The organism is Paraburkholderia bannensis NBRC 103871, assembly GCF_000685015.1.
GTDB classification, from domain to species: domain Bacteria; phylum Pseudomonadota; class Gammaproteobacteria; order Burkholderiales; family Burkholderiaceae; genus Paraburkholderia; species Paraburkholderia bannensis.
This window is the reverse complement of record NZ_BAYA01000005.1, coordinates 460,753-477,150: the sequence shown is the minus strand read 5'-3', so window position 1 is coordinate 477,150 and position 16,398 is coordinate 460,753. Positions and strand designations below refer to the sequence as shown.

The window sequence follows — 16,398 nt, the reverse complement described above, 5'->3', positions numbered from 1 at the left end:
TGTTTCGTGTGTTGTCTGCGTGTTCACCACGTATCGACGAAGCGCCTGCCGGAGCGCTCGCGATCCGCAAAACCGTGGCTCGCGTTGAGTCCGCGCATGAGCCAGCGGCGCGTTTCCGCCGGGTCGATCACGCCGTCGATTTCGAGGAAGCTCGCCATGTTGATGGCTTTGCCGTTGCGGTAGGCGTCGGCGACCATGCGCTCGAATTGCGCCTCGCGTTGCGCGGGGTCGTCGATGGCCGCGAGTTCCTTCGCGTAGCCCAGCCGCACCGCGCCTTCCAGCCCCATCGCGCCGAATTCGCCGCTTGGCCAGGCGATCGTGAAGAGCGGCGCGTGAAAGCTGCCCGCCGCCATCGCCTGCGCGCCCAGGCCGTAGCCCTTGCGCAGCACCACGGTGAAGAAGGGCACGCGCAGGCTCGCGCCCGCGACGAACATGCGCGAGACGTGCCGCACGGTGGCCTGTTTCTCCGCCTGCGGGCCGACCATGAAGCCCGGCGTGTCGCACAGCGAGAGCAGCGGCAGGCCGAAAGCATCGCAAAGCTGCATGAAGCGCGCGGCCTTGTCGCCTGCTTGCGCGTCGATTGCGCCACCCAGATGCATCGGATTATTCGCAAGCAATCCGAACGGTTTGCCTTCGATGCGCACCAGCGCCGTGATGAGGCCTGGCGCGAACGCACGGCGCAATTCGAGCACGGAGCCCTGGTCGGCCAGCATCTCGATCACGCTGCGAATGTCGTAGACACGCAGGCGGTTCTCGGGAATCGCGGCGCGCAGCAGGCGTTGATCGGCGCAAGTCCAGTCGGCCACCGGCCCCTGAAAATAGGAGAGATATTGCTTTGCGGCCTGCACGGCGGCGGCTTCGTCGTCCACCAGCACGTCGATCACGCCATTGGGCGACTGCACGCTCGCCGGGCCGACTTCCTCGGGCGTGAACTTGCCCAGGCCGCCGCCTTCGATCATCGCGGGCCCCGCCATGCCGATGCTCGCGTTGCGCGTGGCGATGATGACATCGCAGCAGCCGAGCAGCGCCGCATTGCCCGCGAAGCAGCGGCCCGACACCACGCCCACGAGCGGCACCTGGCCCGAGAGCCGCGCCATGCTCGCAAACGTGCGGCAGTCGAGACCCGCGACGCCCACGTGATCCGTGTCGCCCGGCCGCCCGCCGCCGCCTTCCGCGAACAGGACGAGCGGCAGACGCCATTGCTCGGCCAGTTGCAGCATGCGGTCGGTCTTCTTGTGGCTCATCATGCCCTGCGTGCCCGCGAACACGGTGTAGTCGTAGGCGATGGCCATGCAGCGCGCGGCCTCGCTGCCCACGCGCGCGGCGTTCACCGTGCCGATGCCCGCGATCAGGCCATCGGCGGGACTTTGTGCAATGAGGTCGTCCAGCGCGCGGCGGCCACGTTGCGCGGCCAGCGCGAGCGCACCGTATTCGACGAAGCTGTCCGCGTCGAGCAGATCGTCGAGGTTTTCGCGCGCCGTGCGCTGGCCCGTTTTGCGGCGCTTCGCGACGGCGTGCGGGCGGCGCTCGTCGCGCGTGAGGGCGTGACGCTCCAGCACTTCGGCGAGATCGGCGCGAATGTGCGAGAGATCGTGGCTTTCCTCGGTGTGCACGTGTGCGGCGGCGATGTCGGCGGGCTCGATATACACGAGCGCTGCGCCGTCGAACACGGTGTCGTTCGGCGCGACGGCCAGCGCGCGGACGATGCCGCTTTGCGCGGCCTCGACGACGAACTCCATTTTCATCGCTTCGAGCACGGCAATCTGCTGCCCGACCGCGACCGCGTCGCCGGGCTGCACGTCGAGGCTCACCAGCACGCCCTGGCTCGGCGCGACGAGCGGCACGCAGCCTGGCGGCGCGGCTTGCGATTCCGGTTGCGCTAAAAGCGCGTCACTGGAAACGCCGTCACTTGCAGCATCAGCGCGGAAAAAACGCTCCGGCTGCACGTCGCTTGAGGCCGACAGCAACTCGCCGATATGGCGCTCGATGAAACGCGTATCGACCGCATAGTCCGGCAATTCCGCGCGCCGCAACAGCGCCTGCAAGAAGCCGATATTGTTCGCGACGCCTTCCAGCCGGAACTCGCCCAGGCCGCGCGCGGCCCTGCGCAGCGCGCCCGGAAAATCGTCGGCATGCGCGATCAGCTTGGCGATCAGCGAATCGTAATTCGGGCTGGTGGCGTAACCCGCATACCCGTAGCCATCCACGCGCAGGCCTGCGCCGCTCGGCGGCTCGTAGGCGCCTAGCACGCCGCCTGCGGCACGCGCGCTGCCATCGGCCTGCATCGCCTCCAGATTCACGCGCGCCTGCACGGCGTAACCGCGTACGGGCGGCGGATCGGCAAGCTTGAGATCGACGAGCGTCGCGCCCTGCGCGAGCGATAGTTGCGCGCGCACCAGATCGACGCCGGTGACGGCCTCGGTGACGCAATGCTCGACCTGCACGCGCGGGTTCGCTTCCATGAAGACGAAATCGCCGCGCGCCGTATCGACGAGAAACTCGAACGTGCCAATGCCGCAATAGTTCACCGCCCGCGCGAGCGTGAGCGCGGCGTCGATGATCGCGCGGCGCAGCGTGGCGCTTAAGCCCGGTGCGGGCGCGATTTCGATGACTTTCTGGTGCCGCCGTTGCAGGCTGCAATCGCGTTCCCACAGATGGCTCACCCGCGCACCGTCGCCGACGATCTGCACTTCGACGTGGCGAGCGTGCTCGATCAGGCGCTCGACATAGAGCGCGCCGTCGCCAAAAGCCGCGCGCGCTTCCGATTCGCAGCGTGCGAAGGCGTCGTCGAGGCTGGCGCTGTCGCGCACCGTCCGCATGCCGCGCCCGCCACCGCCCGCGAGCGCCTTGACCATGATCGCGCCATGGGCGGCCAGAAACGCGCGCGCTTCATCGAGCGTGGTCGCGTGGTTCGTGCCTGCCGCGAGCGGCACGCCGCAGCGCGCCGCGAGTTCGCGTGCACGGGCCTTGTCGCCGAACATGCTGAGCACTTCCGGCGACGGGCCGATAAATCGCAGGCCCGCGTCCTCGCAGCGCTGCGCAAAATCGGCGCGCTCGCTCAGGAAGCCGTAGCCCGGATGCACGGCGTCGCAGCCGTGGGCGCGCGCGGCCTCGATCAGCGCATCGATGTCCAGATACGCCGCCGCGCCACGTCCGGCGAGCGGCACGGCAACGTCGGCGCGACGCACGTGCAGTGCGCGCGCGTCGTCCTCGGTATAGACGGCGACGCTGCGCAGTCCCGCTTCGGCGAGCGCGCGCGCGATGCGAATGGCGATTTCGCCGCGATTGGCGATCAGCACCGCCTTGATCGGCGGCTTCAAAGATGTCGTCACAGCAGTTTGTCCAGTTCCTGTTTCCTGACCTTGCCGGTCGCGGTCATCGGCAATGCGTCGATGACGCGGATTTCCGGCACCTTGTAGACGGCCATCGACGCGCGGCACCACGCGGCGAGTTCGCCCGCGTTCGCGCCGCTGCCTGGCTTGAGCACGACGAAGGCAATCGGCTGCTGGCCGCGCGTTGCATCGGGCCGCCCGATCACGGCGCTGCCGAGAATCGCCGGATGCTGGCCAAGCAGCGCCTCCAGTTCGCTCGGGAACACGCTCATGCCGTTGACCTTGAGCATCTCCTTGCGGCGGCCCAGATAGCGGATAAAGCCTTCATCGGTGAAGGTGGCGAGGTCGCCCGTGTGGAGCCAGCCGTCGCGCAGCGCTTCGGCGCTGGCTTGCTCGCGCTGCCAGTAGCCCTTGAACAGCGAGGGCGAACGCACGCACAGTTCGCCTTCGCTGCCCGGCGGCAGCAGCGCCCCACTGGCGAAATCGCAGATCTTGAACTCGGTGCCCGGTACGGGCAGGCCCACGAAAGTGGGTTGCGCGCGCAGATCGGCGTCCTCCTCCTGCATGCCGAGCGTGAAGGTGTCGCAGGTATGCGTCTCGGTCATGCCGTAGCTGAACTCGTAGAGCGTGCAGCCCGTGAGTTCACACCAGCGCTGGCGATAGTCGCGCGTGAGCTTCTTGATGAACGAGATCGCGCCCACCTGGCGCAGCGAGGTGTAATCGAAGTCATGCGCGCGCGGGTGGTCGAGCACTTCGGCGACGCTGTCCACCAGCATGCCGCAGTGGCTCACGCGGTAATGCTGGACGGCGCGCATCCAGGCGAGCGGCTCCCAGCGTGTGAGCAGCACCAGCGCCGCGCCCGCGAACACGGGAAAGAGCAGGCCCGCGTTTTCGCCCGCGATCCAGAACTCCGGCAGGAAATTGAGGAACACGGCGTCGCGCCCGGCGCGCAGCGCGACCGGCATGAAGCTCGCGCAGGTGTAGAGCATGTCGCCGTGCGTGTGGATGCAACCCTTCGGCAGGCCTGTCGTGCCGCCCGTGTAATTGAGCGCGGCGATGTCGTCGAGTTGCGGCTCCCAGGCGGGCGCGGGCTGGCTGACTTCGTCCAGCGCGCCCAGCAGGTCGATGGCGTTGCCGCTCGCGCATTTCGATGCGCGCACAACGTCCGGCAGCGGCACCGGCGCCGCGTCGCCGGCTTGCGCGCCGCGCATTTCGCCCACGCTGGTGGCGATTACCGAACGCAGTCCGCATTCGTCGCGCACCGCTTCGACGACCGGCAGCAGTTGATCGCCGCAAATCACCACCTGCGCGCCGCTGTCCTTGAGCTGGTAGCCGAGTTCGAGCGCCCTCGACAAGGGGCTCACTGGCGCATGCACCGCACCGAGCTTGAGGATGCCATAGAACGCGATGTGCATTTGCGGGCAATTGGGCATGAAGACGGCCACGCGCTCGCCCGGCTTCACCCCCAGTTCAGCGAGCAGCGCGGCGCAGCGGTCGCTGAGCGTGTCGAGTTCGCCGTAGCTCAGCGTGCGGCCGTAAAAGTGCAGGGCGGGGCGTTGCGGATCGCGGCGCGCCCATTCGCGCAGGTACGCGCTCAAGGGCCGCCGCCCCAGCGGATACTGCGGCTCGCGCGGCGTGCCCGCAGGCCATGCGCGCGCCCAGAGCTCGTGCAGATGCGCCAGATAGTCGTGTTCGTTCATCGGAAGCCTCGCGGGTGCGGCACAGTCGGCACAGTCGGCGGAATTGGTGAATTCGGCGGATTCGGCGGATTGCCTCGCGCGGTGATTCGCCGCTCTGCGGGCAATGCGCGCTACAGCAGGGACTTCGGAGCAGACCATCCATGATGTGCACGATTGCCGCTTCACGCGCCTGCGGTTTTTCCCGGTTGACATTAGCGAACGCTCGTGCGATTTATTGCGATACCGCGGACGTCAGCCGCGTTCGTGTATTCCCTCTGCATCACCCGATAACTCGCCCATTCCCGTGTGAGACGAAAGGAGACAACGCATGGAGTCGAAGAACGTTCCCGAAGTGGCCGAACTGCTGGAAGATTCGCCGAAGAACTGGGGCAAGTGGGGCAGCGACGACGAAGTCGGCTCGCTCAACTACCTGACCCAGGCCGAGGTGCTGCGCGGCGTCGCATCGGTGCGCTCGGGCAAGACCTTTACGCTGCAGATCCAGATGGGCCACCCCAAGGGCGACCCGGTCTGGCCGGGACGTTCGCAGGCGCGCCGCATCAACGTGATGGACAAGGGCCATTACATGTGCGGCAAAGGCCCGCTGTTTCCGGGCCTTGCCGAATACGCCGACGACATGATGATCATGTACCTGCAAGGCTCGACGCAGTACGACGCGCTGGGTCACGTCTGGTACGACGACCAGCTCTGGAACGGCTACGACGCGAAATCGACCATTGGCGGTCTCGACAAGGCCAGCGTGCTGCCTATCGCCGAACGCGGCGTAGTGGGGCGCGGCGTGCTGATCGACATGGCGCGCCATCGCGGCAAGGACGTGCTCGATCCGGGTGAAACCTTCACGCACGAAGACCTGCTCGCGGCGGCGAAAGCGCAGGGCGTGAGCATCGAAAAGCGCGACATCCTCGTGATCCGCACGGGCTGGATCGGCTCGTTCTACGAGCGCGACCAGGCGAAGTTCTACGAGAATTTCGTCGAACCCGGACTGACGCACAGCCGCGAACTGGTCGACTGGTTCCACAAGATGGAGATTCCGAACCTGGTGACCGACACCATCGCGAACGAAGTGACCGTCGATCCCGTGTCGGGCGTGGCACTGCCGCTGCATAACGCGCTGATGCGCAACCTGGGCGTGACGCTCACGGAGATTGCGCAGCTCGATCCGCTCGCCGCCGATTGCGCCGAAGACGGCCAATGGTCGTTCCTCTACACGGCTGCACCGCTCAAGGTGGTGGGCGGCAGCGGCGCGCCGGTCAATCCGGTGGTGGTGAAGTAGGCGTAGCATCGCCTGCCTGATGTCGATACGGCGCGCGCTGGCGGCTTTCGCTGACGTGCGCCGCCCTCTCGCGTCGATTCTGCCGGAGCGCTCATGACGCCCTATGCCAGCAAGCCGTGGCTCGCCCATTACGCGAGCGGCCACACGCCGACGATTGCCCAGGACTATCCCGACGCATTGAGCCTGTTTCGCGCCGCCGTCGCGCGTGCGCCGGACAACAAGGCGCTGCTGTATTTCGATGGTGCGCTGACGTATGCCGAACTTGACCGGCAGTCCGATGCGCTTGCATGTGCGTGGCTCGAACGCGGCCTCGTGCGCGGCGACCGGGTCGCGATCTATCTGCAAAACGTGCCGCAATTCGTGATCGCGCTGGTGGCGGCATGGAAGATCGGAGCGATTGCAGTGCCCGTCAACCCGATGAACCGTGCGCGCGAGTTGCGTGTGCTGCTCGCGGATTCGCAGGCGCGCGTGCTGGTGTGCCATGGCGTGCTGTATGAGGAAGTCGTGCGCCCGCTGCTGGCGGAAGAAGCGGATCGCGCCGCGCGTAGCGAAGCGCATGTCGCGCCGCAGGTCATGACCACATCGGCGCTCGACTATCAGACGCGTAACGATGCGCGCCTTTTCGCGGGCATGACGCGCTCCGCCGCGCATGCAGGCGCCGAAGACTTCGCCGCTGCAATCGACGCGCACCTCGGCCAGAAGCCGCCCGCCATCGAACTCAGTGGCGACGATCTCGCCATGCTCGTCTACACCTCGGGCACGACGGGCGTGCCCAAAGGCGCGATGAACACGCACGGCAACGTGGCCTTCAACGCGCAGGTGTATCGCGACTGGGTCGGCCTGCGCGAAGGCGCACCGATCCTTGGCGTCGCGCCGCTCTTTCATATCACCGGGCTGGTCGGCCACGTGGGCGCAGCGTTTATCTGCGCGGCGCCGCTCGTGCTCGCGTTCCGCTTCGAACCGGGCGTGATTCTCGACGCCATCGCCGAACACAAGCCCGAATTCACCATCGGCGCAATCACGGTCTTTATCGCGCTGATGAACGATGCGCGCGCGACGCGCGAGCATTTCGCGTCGATGCGGCGCATCTATTCGGGCGGCGCGCCCATTCCGCCGAGCGTGATCGAGGCCTTTCGCACGCGCTTTGGCCACTACATCCACAACGGCTACGGCCTCACCGAAACGAACTCGCCCACGCACGTCGTGCCGGTCGGCAGCGATGCGCCTGTCGATCCCGCCTCAGGCACGCTGTCGATCGGCGTGCCGGCCTTCAACGTGGAGTCGTATATCGGCGACGAGTCGGGGCAGCCGCTCGCCGTCGGTGAAGTGGGCGAGATCATCTCGCGCGGGCCGATGGTCGTGCCGGGCTACTGGAACAAGCCGCAGGAGAGCGCGAAAGCGATTGTCGATGGCTTCTTTCGCACCGGCGATGTCGGCTTCATGGACGAGCAGGGCTGGTTCTATCTCGTTGATCGCAAGAAGGACATGATCAACGCGGGCGGCTACAAGGTCTGGCCGCGCGAAGTGGAGGACGTGCTGTACACACATCCGGCCGTGCGCGAGGCGGCAGTGGTGGGTGTGCCCGACAGCTATCGCGGCGAGACCGTGAAGGCGGTGGTGAGCCTCAAGCCGCAGGCCAGCGCGACGCCGGAAGAACTGGTCGAGTTCTGCAAGGCGCGCATGGCGGCGTACAAGTATCCGCGCATCGTTGCGATCATCGACGAGTTGCCGAAGACGGTGACGGGCAAGATCTTGCGGCGGGAATTACGGGGCTGAAGCGGCGAGGCTGAAGCGGCGACGCGTGCCAGCCGCAGGCACACCATAGGCACGGGCTATGACCGGCAAAGTTAATCGATAGTTGGTGTTCGAAGCGATCTCACGGTGTAATGCGTCATCGAATTGCGCGCAATGACAGCGTGGAGGAGCAAAAGTGAAAATCGTGGTGCCGGTCAAGCGTGTTGTCGACTACAACGTGAAGGTGCGCGTGAAGTCGGATGGCACGGGCGTGGATGTCGCCAATGTGAAGTTCTCGATGAACCCGTTCGACGAAATCGCCGTGGAAGAGGCGGTGCGCCTGAAGGAAGCGGGCGTGGCGACGGAAGTGATCGCCGTGTCGTGCGGTGTCGCGCAGGCGCAGGAGACGCTGCGCACGGCGCTGGCCATCGGTGCGGATCGCGCGGTCTTGATCGAATCCGATGACGAATTGCAGCCGCTCGCCGTGGCGAAACTGCTGAAAGCGCTGGTCGACCGGGAACAGCCTTCGTTGATCGTGCTTGGCAAACAGGCCATCGACGACGATTCGAACCAGACGGGCCAGATGCTCGCCGCGCTGGCGAACCTGCCGCAAGCCACCTTTGCTTCGAAAATCACGGTTGCCGATGGCCGCGTGACGGTCGAGCGCGAAGTCGATGGCGGTGCGGAAACCCTGGCGCTCTCCTTGCCCGCAGTCGTGACGACCGATCTGCGCCTGAACGAGCCGCGCTACGTCACGCTGCCCAACATCATGAAGGCGAAGAAGAAGCCGCTGGAAACGATCAAGCCCGCGGATCTGGGCGTCGACGTTGCGCCACGTCTGAAGACGCTCAAGGTTGCAGAGCCGCCCAGGCGCAGCGCAGGCGTGAAGGTTGCCGACGTGAATACGCTGGTCGCGAAGCTGAAGACCGAAGCCAGGGTGCTGTGAGGAGGGCGAAATAAAATGACGAATCTGCTGGTAATTGCTGAACACGATAACGCAAGCATCAAGGCCGCAACGCTGAACACGGTCGCTGCGGCACAAAAGATCGGCGGCGACGTGCACGTGCTGATCGCGGGTCACAACGCACAGGCGGCTGCCGATGCGGCTGCGAAGATCGCAGGCGTGTCGAAGGTGCTGCTGGCGGACGCGCCGCAGCTTGCGCAAGGCCTCGCGGAAAATATCGAAGCGACGGTTCTGGGCATCGCGAAGAACTACTCGCACATCCTGGCGCCTGCAACGGCTGCGGGCAAGAATGTCACGCCGCGCATTGCCGCGAAGCTCGACGTCGCGCAGATCAGCGACATCACGGCGGTCAATGCCGTGGATACGTTCGAGCGGCCGATCTACGCGGGCAACGCGATTGCCACCGTGCAATCGGTCGATCCGGTCAAGGTCGTCACCGTGCGTACGACGGCATTCGACGCGGCTCCCGCAGAAGGGGGCAACGCAGTCATCGAAACGATTGACGCAGCCGCCGACAACGGCAAGTCGCAATTCGTGGCGCGCGAAGTCACGAAGCTCGACCGCCCCGAACTGACGAGCGCGAAGATCATCGTCTCGGGTGGCCGGGGCCTCGGCAGCGGCGAGAATTACACGCAAGTGCTGGAGCCGCTCGCCGACAAGCTCAACGCAGCGCTTGGCGCGTCGCGCGCAGCCGTCGATGCGGGCTTCGTGCCGAACGATTATCAGGTCGGTCAAACCGGCAAGATCGTCGCGCCGCAGCTCTATATCGCCGTGGGCATTTCGGGCGCGATCCAGCATCTCGCGGGCATGAAGGACTCGAAGGTGATCGTCGCGATCAACAAGGACGAAGAAGCGCCGATTTTCAGCGTGGCCGATTACGGTCTGGTCGGCGACCTGTTCTCGGTCGTGCCGGAGCTTGGCCATGCCCTCTGAACATCGCGACGAAGCGGCGCTGAGCGCGTTCTCGCCGCAATCGTATCTGTTCGTGCCTGGCAGCCGGCCTGAGCGCTTCGAGCGCGCGCTGGAAAGCGGCGCGGACGCCGTCATCATCGACCTTGAAGATGCGGTGGAGCCCTCGGCCAAGGAGGCGGCGCGCGAGAACATCGCGAACTGGGTCTCGCGCAGGCACCCGGTGCTCGTGCGCATCAATGGCCGTGCGACACCCTGGTTCGAAGCGGACGCGAAGCTGGGCGCGCTCGACGGCGTGGCCGGCATCGTGCTGCCCAAGGCCGAAAGCGCCCAGGACGTCACGGCGACGGTCGCGCTTGCGCGCCGCCGCGTGAACGTCTATCCGCTGATCGAAAGCGCGCTGGGCATGTGGGGCGCGATGGCGATTGCGAAGGCGCCGTGCGTGAAGCGGCTGATGTTCGGCACGCTCGATTTCATGGCCGAAATGGGCATGCCCGACGACGGCGAACCGCTCAATCACTATCGCAGCCAGCTTGCGTTGATTTCACGCGTGGCGGGGATCGACACACCCGTCGATGGCGTGACGCCCGATATCCACGATATCGCGCGTATCGAGCGCGATGCGCTCAATGGCAAGCGACTGGGGTTTGGGGCGAAACTCTGCATTCATCCGAAGCAGGTCGAGGCGGTGCACAGCGTGTTTCGCCCCAGCGAACAGGATCTGGCGTGGGCAGCGCGCGTGGCGGATGCGGCAAACGAAGCGGGCGCCGGTGCGATCACGGTGGACGGCAAGATGGTCGACCGGCCGGTGCTGTTGCGCGCGCAACGGATCCTCGCGCTGGCGGCGGCGCTCAAGGGGAGCGGGGGATAGGCAGGGATGGCGGAGAAGCTCCGCCATTTACTCCGTCGCCTGCGCCCCCTCGCGCGGCAACACAATCCGTATCACCGCTTCGCCATCGGCAAAGCGGCCCGTGAGCGTGCCGTCATGCCCTTTGACGATGGCCTGCGCGATATACAGCCCGAGCCCCAGGCCGCCGCGATTGGCGGGATTGTCGAGCGAGCCGCTCTTGAACGGATCGAGCAGGCGCTCGAACGGAACCGTCGGCTTCTCCAGCAGCCGGTTGCGAATCTCGATGCACGGATCGCCGTTCACGAGCGTCGCCGTCAGCGTGACCGGCGCGCGCGTGTCGCCGTGCTTGCGCGCATTGCCCAACAGGTTCGCGATGGCCTGCGCAAGGCGGTCGGCGTCGATATGCGCGTCGCCCAGGTCGGAGCCCAGTTGCATCTCCAGCGCCATGCCCGGATGCGCAAGACGCGTCTGCTCCGCCACCGACTCCAGCAATTCGCGCAGCCCCACGTCGACGCGCTTCAGGCCCAGCCCCATGCCCGAGCGGATGCGGCTCACGTCGAGGATATAGCCGATCAGCGACTGCATGCGCCGCGTCGAGCCTTCCACGCGCTTGACAGTGTCGTTGCCCGAGGCCAGGCCGCGCCCCATCAGCAGCATCGCCATGTTGATGGTCTGGATCGGGTCGCGCAGATCGTGGCCGAGCGTGGCGAGCAGCGTCGTGCGGGCGCGCTCGGACTCGCGCATCTGCACGAGCGCGATTTCCTGCAGAATCGAGCGCAGTTCGCGCGCGGCCAGCTGATCGAATTCGCTCCAATCGCGGCTGCGGCCCGTGACGGTCTGCTTCCAGACTTCGAAGGAGCCGCGCGGCGTGAGACGCGGGCCGTTCGGCCCTTGCGCCACGACCTTGTCGGGCGGCCCCGCCCAGTGAATCGTTTCGACCAGTTCGTCGCGCAGCCAGACGATGGTGATGCGGCTGTCGCCGAGCATCTGGATCGCAAGGCAGCCCGCCACACGGCCAACGGCCAGCCCTTGCGCAAGTTCGTGCGGCAGGGCTTCGCCCACGCATGCGCTCGCGAATTGATCGACGCGTGTGTTCGCCACGTGCTGTGCGAGTTCGAGCAGCGTTTCGCGGCTGGTTGCCGTGGGCTTGCCGCGCATCACCACGTCGTTGTCCACCACCAGCGCCACGGCCTCGCAATCGACCAGCGCGGCGATTTCGGGCGCGGCGCGCACGAGACCGGCGATCGGCGATTCGGCCTGCGCGAGTTCGCCAGCGATGCGCGTGCGCAGTTCGTGGATGCGGCGATCGGCTTCGGCGCGGTGCTGCGCCTCGATCTGTGCAATCAGGATCGAGACCACCTGGGTCAGCACCGTCGACGAGAGCCGCACGGCGTGCGAGGCGCGATACGGCGACATGTGATGGCACGCGAACAGGCCCCACAACTGCCCGTCGCGCACGATCGACACGCTCATGGACGCGGCCACGCCCATGTTGCGCAGATATTCGAGGTGGATCGGCGAGACGCTGCGCAGCACCGAATAGCTCAGGTCGAACGGCACGCCCGACTGGGGATGCACGGCCGGTTCGATCGCCACGGCTTGCGCGTTGACATCGGCGATCTGGCGGATCGGGTTGAGCACGTAGAGGCGGCGCGCCTGCTGCGGGATGTCGCTGGCGGGATAGCGCTGCTGGAGATAGGGCGTGAGATCGTCGCGTTTGGCCTCGGCGATCACCTCGCCGCTGCCGTCCGCCATGAAGCGGTAGCCCATCACGCGGTCGAAGCCCGTCATCGCGCGGATCGCTTCGGCGGCGGCCTGCAGCAGTTGCGGCACGTCGTCGTGGCGCGCGGCCTGCAAACGCTGGATGGCGCGCTGCGCGAACAGCGCAAACTGCGTGGCGGCCGGCGATTTCAGGCTGATCTGCTCGAATTCGACCACCAGCGTGTCGCCCGACCAGTGCATGATGAGGTCGAAGCGCTCGCCGGTCACGCCCTTGCATTCGACGCTCTCGCTCGTCATCTCGTGATCCGCGAGCGCGGCGCGGATCGTCTGGCGCGACAGCGGACTTAGATGGGCGTCGGTGATCGATTCGCCGATTTCGGGCACCGCGCCGAGCCACGCGAGCGCGTTGACGCTGCGCGCGATGAGGCGGCCATCGGCGTCGAAGCACAGCAACGCACCGTGCGGCTGGATGCGGCCCAATAGATGAATGGGCTCGCTGTCGCAGTTCGCGACGATTTCGTTGATCTCGGGCTTGTCCACTTCGTGATGAGGTTCGCGCTGTGTTCGGGTGGAAGGCCTGCCGTAATGTTCCGCGTATTGTCCGCGAAGCCGCCGCGGTTTGCCAGTTCGATCGCGCACTCAAGGCGAGCCGGCGGGGGCCGGCGCTGCGGGCGTTGGGGCCGCGCTACTGCTCGCCGTTGTCCACGCCGTCGGGCGCGCCCAGCAGGGTGCTGAGCGTCTGCAGCAGCTTGCGCGCGGGATAGGGTTTGTCGAGGAACGCCGCGAACAGCGTCGGATGCGCGCGCGCCGACGCGCCCAGCGCCGCGCTCGACAGGATCACGGGAATATGGGCGAGTGCGGCGTTCGCCTTGAGGGCGTACGCCAGTTCGAGGCCCGACATGGCGGGCATCATGTAATCGGTGATGACCGCGTCGGGCACGACGCGCCCGATGAGGTCGAGGCCTTCCACGCCGTTACGGGCGACATGCACGATATAGCCCGCGTCCTCCAGGAAGAAGGCGAGAAAATCGGTTATCAGGGTTTCGTCGTCGACTACAACGATGGTCGTCATTCCGGCTCACTCTTGTTGCCTGCCGCAAGCCCGTAGGGCTGACTCAATGGCGCGGCGGCGACTGCTCTCAGAGGGAAGGTTTGTCGGAGACCCCAGCGCTGGCGTCCCTGATCAGTACCGAGGCGGCATCTGGAATGATGAGCTTGGTCAGCGCGGGCGCAAACGCGCTGTCCCGAATCTTGATCACCTTCATCCCCTGATACAGCGCGTCGTCAGCCTCTTCGAGCTGCATGCCGATGACGTTGTCGAACAGGCTCAGCGCCTCGGGCGAAGCGGTGTTCATCGTGGTCGCGCTCAACTCCTTGGTCTCCCATGTGCAGACAGTCGTCACGTCCATGACGCGCAGCTGGTTGGTGAGCGCGGCCAGAAACTCGGTGAACCGGTGGCTATCGACGCTCGCCCGCTCGAAACCGGCAAGACCATCGATAACGAGCCGCCGCACTTTGCGTGCCCGCACCGCGTCGAGCAGCTGGTAAGCGAGACTGTCGATGACGTTTTCGGTGAGCGGGTTCCACAGCACGGTCAGCGCGCCCGACGCGACCAGCGCATCCATGTCGATGCCCAGTGCCGCCGCCTTGCTGGCCAGACGCGCAGGCGTCTCGTAGAAACCGAAGTGCAGCGCGGGCTCTTCAGGCGTGGCGAGGCGCAGGAAATTCAGGCCGAAACTGGTCTTGCCGCTGCCGCCCGGGCCCACGACTGCCGTCGCCGAATACGCGGGCAGGCCGCCCTTGATGCGGATATCCAGCTCGTCGACGCCCGACGAGACGCGTTCGCTGGGCGCGTGATCCTGCCCCACGGGGCGGCCATAAAGCGATTCGAGGCGCGCAAACACCGTAATGCCCGCATCGCTGATTTCGTAGTGATGCAGCCCGCCCAGCGACGCGCTGCCGCGCGATTTCGACACGCGCATGCGGCGCACCGTGCGCGAGCCGAACAGTTCTTCTTCGAGCTGCAGCACGCCGTCGACCATGGTGTGCTCGGGGCTGGATTCGTCGATGCGCGCGCTCGTGAGGAACAGCACCGTGCAACCGCTGAATGCCGCGTGGCCCTGCAATTCGGCCACGAAGGCCTTCACGTCGAGCGAGCTGTGCGTGCTTTCGCGCGCGTTGAGCAGGCCGTCGAGAATCAGCATCGTCGTGCCCTGGCGCGCCATTTCCTTGCGCAGCAGGTCGACGAGCGCGCTCAGTCCGTCGACACGCAACGTGCGAAAGAGGCTCAGGTAGGTGACTTCCTTGCCGACGAGTTCCGCGTCATAGAACGCGAGCGCTGAAAGCGACTGGAACAGACGGTCGTGCGATTCGGCGAGCAGCGTGATGTAGAGCACCTTGCCGCCCTGTCTGGCCTGCGCGAAGGCAATCTGGTTGGCAAGAATGGTTTTGCCGGCGCCGGGCCGCCCCTGAAGAATGTACGCGGAGCCGGCGATGAGGCCGCCGCCCAGAATCGGGTCGAGCCCGGGTACATCGCTGTGCAAGCGCGTCAGAGTCTGATGCATCGCGTGAACTGATTCGTCGAAGAGGATGGCCGGACGTCCGGCAGGATCCCGCGCGCGCTCGCGGCGGGATCCTGCATTATGCGGCAAAGGGCCAGCTCATGGCGACTGCATCAGCGCTTGCAAGCCTGTGTGCGGGCTTTAACTGAGCGACCCCATGCTTGATTGCTGGTAGTTCTGCAGGCCGACCTTGTCGATCAGGCCAAGCTGCGTTTCGAGCCAGTCGATGTGATCTTCGGTGTCGTCGAGAATCTCGACAAAAATCTCGCGCGAAACAAAATCGCGCACCGATTCGCAATAGACGACCGCTTCCTTGCACTGCGCCTGCGCAATGTACTCAAGCTTCAGGTCGCATTCGAGCGCTTCTTTCACGTCCTCGCCCACCATCAATTTGCCCAGGTCTTGCAGATTCGGCAGGCCGTCGAGCATGAGAATGCGCTCGATGATCTTGTCGGCGTGCTTCATCTCCTCGATCGATTCGTCATACTCATGTTTTCCGAGCGCATTGAGACCCCAATGTTTGTAGAGCCGTGCGTGCAGAAAATATTGATTGATCGCCGTGAGTTCGTTCTTCAGCTCGGCGTTCAGGAGGGCAATGACTTGAGGATCGGATTGCATGAAGTCTCTCCAGATCGATTTTTCAGATCTTTGGCGTGGGGTCGGTGAGATGCATAGAGAGAGGATAGACATTCAACGCGCTTACTGCATGAACGTGAGTGGCAACGATATGCATTCTCTTTTCCCGCTTCTTCCCCACAGCGCGGCTTCGTATTAATCGGTTCAGTCCCTCAGCGCTGGCGGCGCACCTTGCGAGCGCCTTTCGTGGTTAGGGCTATGATCGTGCGCCTGGACGCAGGTTTTTCTGCCGGGAGAAAACGATGGCTGAACTGGTGACGTGCCTGTGGTTCGACGAAGGCCGTGCGCGCGAAGCGGCGGAGTTTTACGCGGCGACCTTTCCCGATAGCCATATCGACGCGAAGAACGTTTCGCCGATCGAAGGCATCGGGCAGGGCGACGAGTTGACCGTGGAATTCACAGTGCTCGGTAAACGTTTCGTAGGCCTGAACGGTGGCTCGAACTACAAGCCGAACGAGGCGGTCAGCTTCATGGTGCTGACCGATACGCAGCGGGAAACCGACCGTTACTGGAATGCAATCGTCGGTAACGGCGGCGTGGAGGTGGCGTGCGGCTGGTGCAAGGATCGCTGGGGCTTCGCGTGGCAGATCACGCCCAGGCGCCTGCTCGAACTCGTCAACAGCGCCGATAAGGATGAGGGCCGCCGCGCGATGGAAGCGATGATGCAGATGAAGAAAGTCGATATCGCGGGCATCGAGAAAGCGGCGGCGGGGAAATAAC

Annotated in this window: 12 protein-coding genes; 6 read left to right on the top strand and 6 right to left on the bottom strand. The window is 65.5% G+C overall.

The features are described 5' to 3' along the window. Window positions 1-23: 23 nt before the first annotated feature. Together BBA01S_RS10935 and BBA01S_RS10930 are read right to left on the bottom strand one after the other, a co-directional pair. The gene (locus BBA01S_RS10935) at window positions 24-3,332 is read right to left on the bottom strand and encodes a carboxyl transferase domain-containing protein (RefSeq protein WP_245641467.1); all 3,309 of its coding nucleotides are present in this window, start codon (window positions 3,330-3,332) and stop codon (window positions 24-26) included. Further along, a complete protein-coding gene (locus tag BBA01S_RS10930) occupies window positions 3,329-5,032 on the bottom strand; it encodes an AMP-binding protein (protein WP_027816468.1) in 1,704 nt (567 codons plus the stop codon). Before BBA01S_RS10930 ends, BBA01S_RS10935 begins: the two co-directional genes overlap by 4 nt. Before the next feature lie 307 nt (window positions 5,033-5,339). Between BBA01S_RS10930 and BBA01S_RS10925 the strand changes: the two genes are divergently transcribed. The 5 genes from BBA01S_RS10925 (at window position 5,340) to BBA01S_RS10905 (ending at window position 10,780) form a co-directional block, all read left to right on the top strand. Next, on the top strand, window positions 5,340-6,302 hold the full coding sequence (locus BBA01S_RS10925; protein WP_027816467.1) for a cyclase family protein: 963 nt from the start codon (window positions 5,340-5,342) through the stop codon (window positions 6,300-6,302). Window positions 6,303-6,395: 93 nt separating this feature from the next. After that, on the top strand, window positions 6,396-8,078 hold the full coding sequence (locus BBA01S_RS10920; protein WP_027816466.1) for a class I adenylate-forming enzyme family protein: 1,683 nt from the start codon (window positions 6,396-6,398) through the stop codon (window positions 8,076-8,078). A 154-nt stretch (window positions 8,079-8,232) separates the two neighbouring features. Further along, a complete protein-coding gene (locus BBA01S_RS10915; protein WP_027816465.1) occupies window positions 8,233-8,982 on the top strand; it encodes an electron transfer flavoprotein subunit beta/FixA family protein in 750 nt (249 codons plus the stop codon). Window positions 8,983-8,997: 15 nt separating this feature from the next. Further along, window positions 8,998-9,933, top strand: coding sequence for an electron transfer flavoprotein subunit alpha/FixB family protein (locus tag BBA01S_RS10910; RefSeq protein ID WP_027816464.1), 936 nt, complete (start codon window positions 8,998-9,000; stop codon window positions 9,931-9,933). After that, a complete protein-coding gene (locus BBA01S_RS10905; protein WP_027816463.1) occupies window positions 9,923-10,780 on the top strand; it encodes an HpcH/HpaI aldolase/citrate lyase family protein in 858 nt (285 codons plus the stop codon). The genes BBA01S_RS10910 and BBA01S_RS10905 overlap by 11 nt, the downstream gene beginning before the upstream one ends. 27 nt (window positions 10,781-10,807) lie before the next feature. Here the strand turns inward: BBA01S_RS10905 and BBA01S_RS40875 are convergent, their stop codons facing one another. The 4 genes from BBA01S_RS40875 to bfr form a co-directional block, all read right to left on the bottom strand. After that, entirely contained in the window at window positions 10,808-13,021 is a 2,214-nt protein-coding gene (locus BBA01S_RS40875) for a GAF domain-containing protein (RefSeq protein ID WP_042296703.1), read from the bottom strand. Window positions 13,022-13,166: 145 nt separating this feature from the next. Further along, on the bottom strand, window positions 13,167-13,553 hold the full coding sequence (locus BBA01S_RS10895) for a response regulator (protein ID WP_027816462.1): 387 nt from the start codon (window positions 13,551-13,553) through the stop codon (window positions 13,167-13,169). Between the two features lie 67 nt (window positions 13,554-13,620). After that, the gene (locus BBA01S_RS40870; protein ID WP_042296701.1) at window positions 13,621-15,045 is read right to left on the bottom strand and encodes an RAD55 family ATPase; all 1,425 of its coding nucleotides are present in this window, start codon (window positions 15,043-15,045) and stop codon (window positions 13,621-13,623) included. Window positions 15,046-15,183: 138 nt separating this feature from the next. Continuing rightward, entirely contained in the window at window positions 15,184-15,660 is a 477-nt protein-coding gene (bfr, locus tag BBA01S_RS10885; RefSeq protein WP_027816461.1) for a bacterioferritin, read from the bottom strand. 260 nt (window positions 15,661-15,920) lie between these two features. On the opposite strand from bfr, the gene BBA01S_RS10880 reads away from it, so the two are divergent. Beyond that, on the top strand, window positions 15,921-16,397 hold the full coding sequence (locus BBA01S_RS10880) for a VOC family protein (RefSeq protein ID WP_027816460.1): 477 nt from the start codon (window positions 15,921-15,923) through the stop codon (window positions 16,395-16,397). Window position 16,398: the final 1 nt, after the last annotated feature.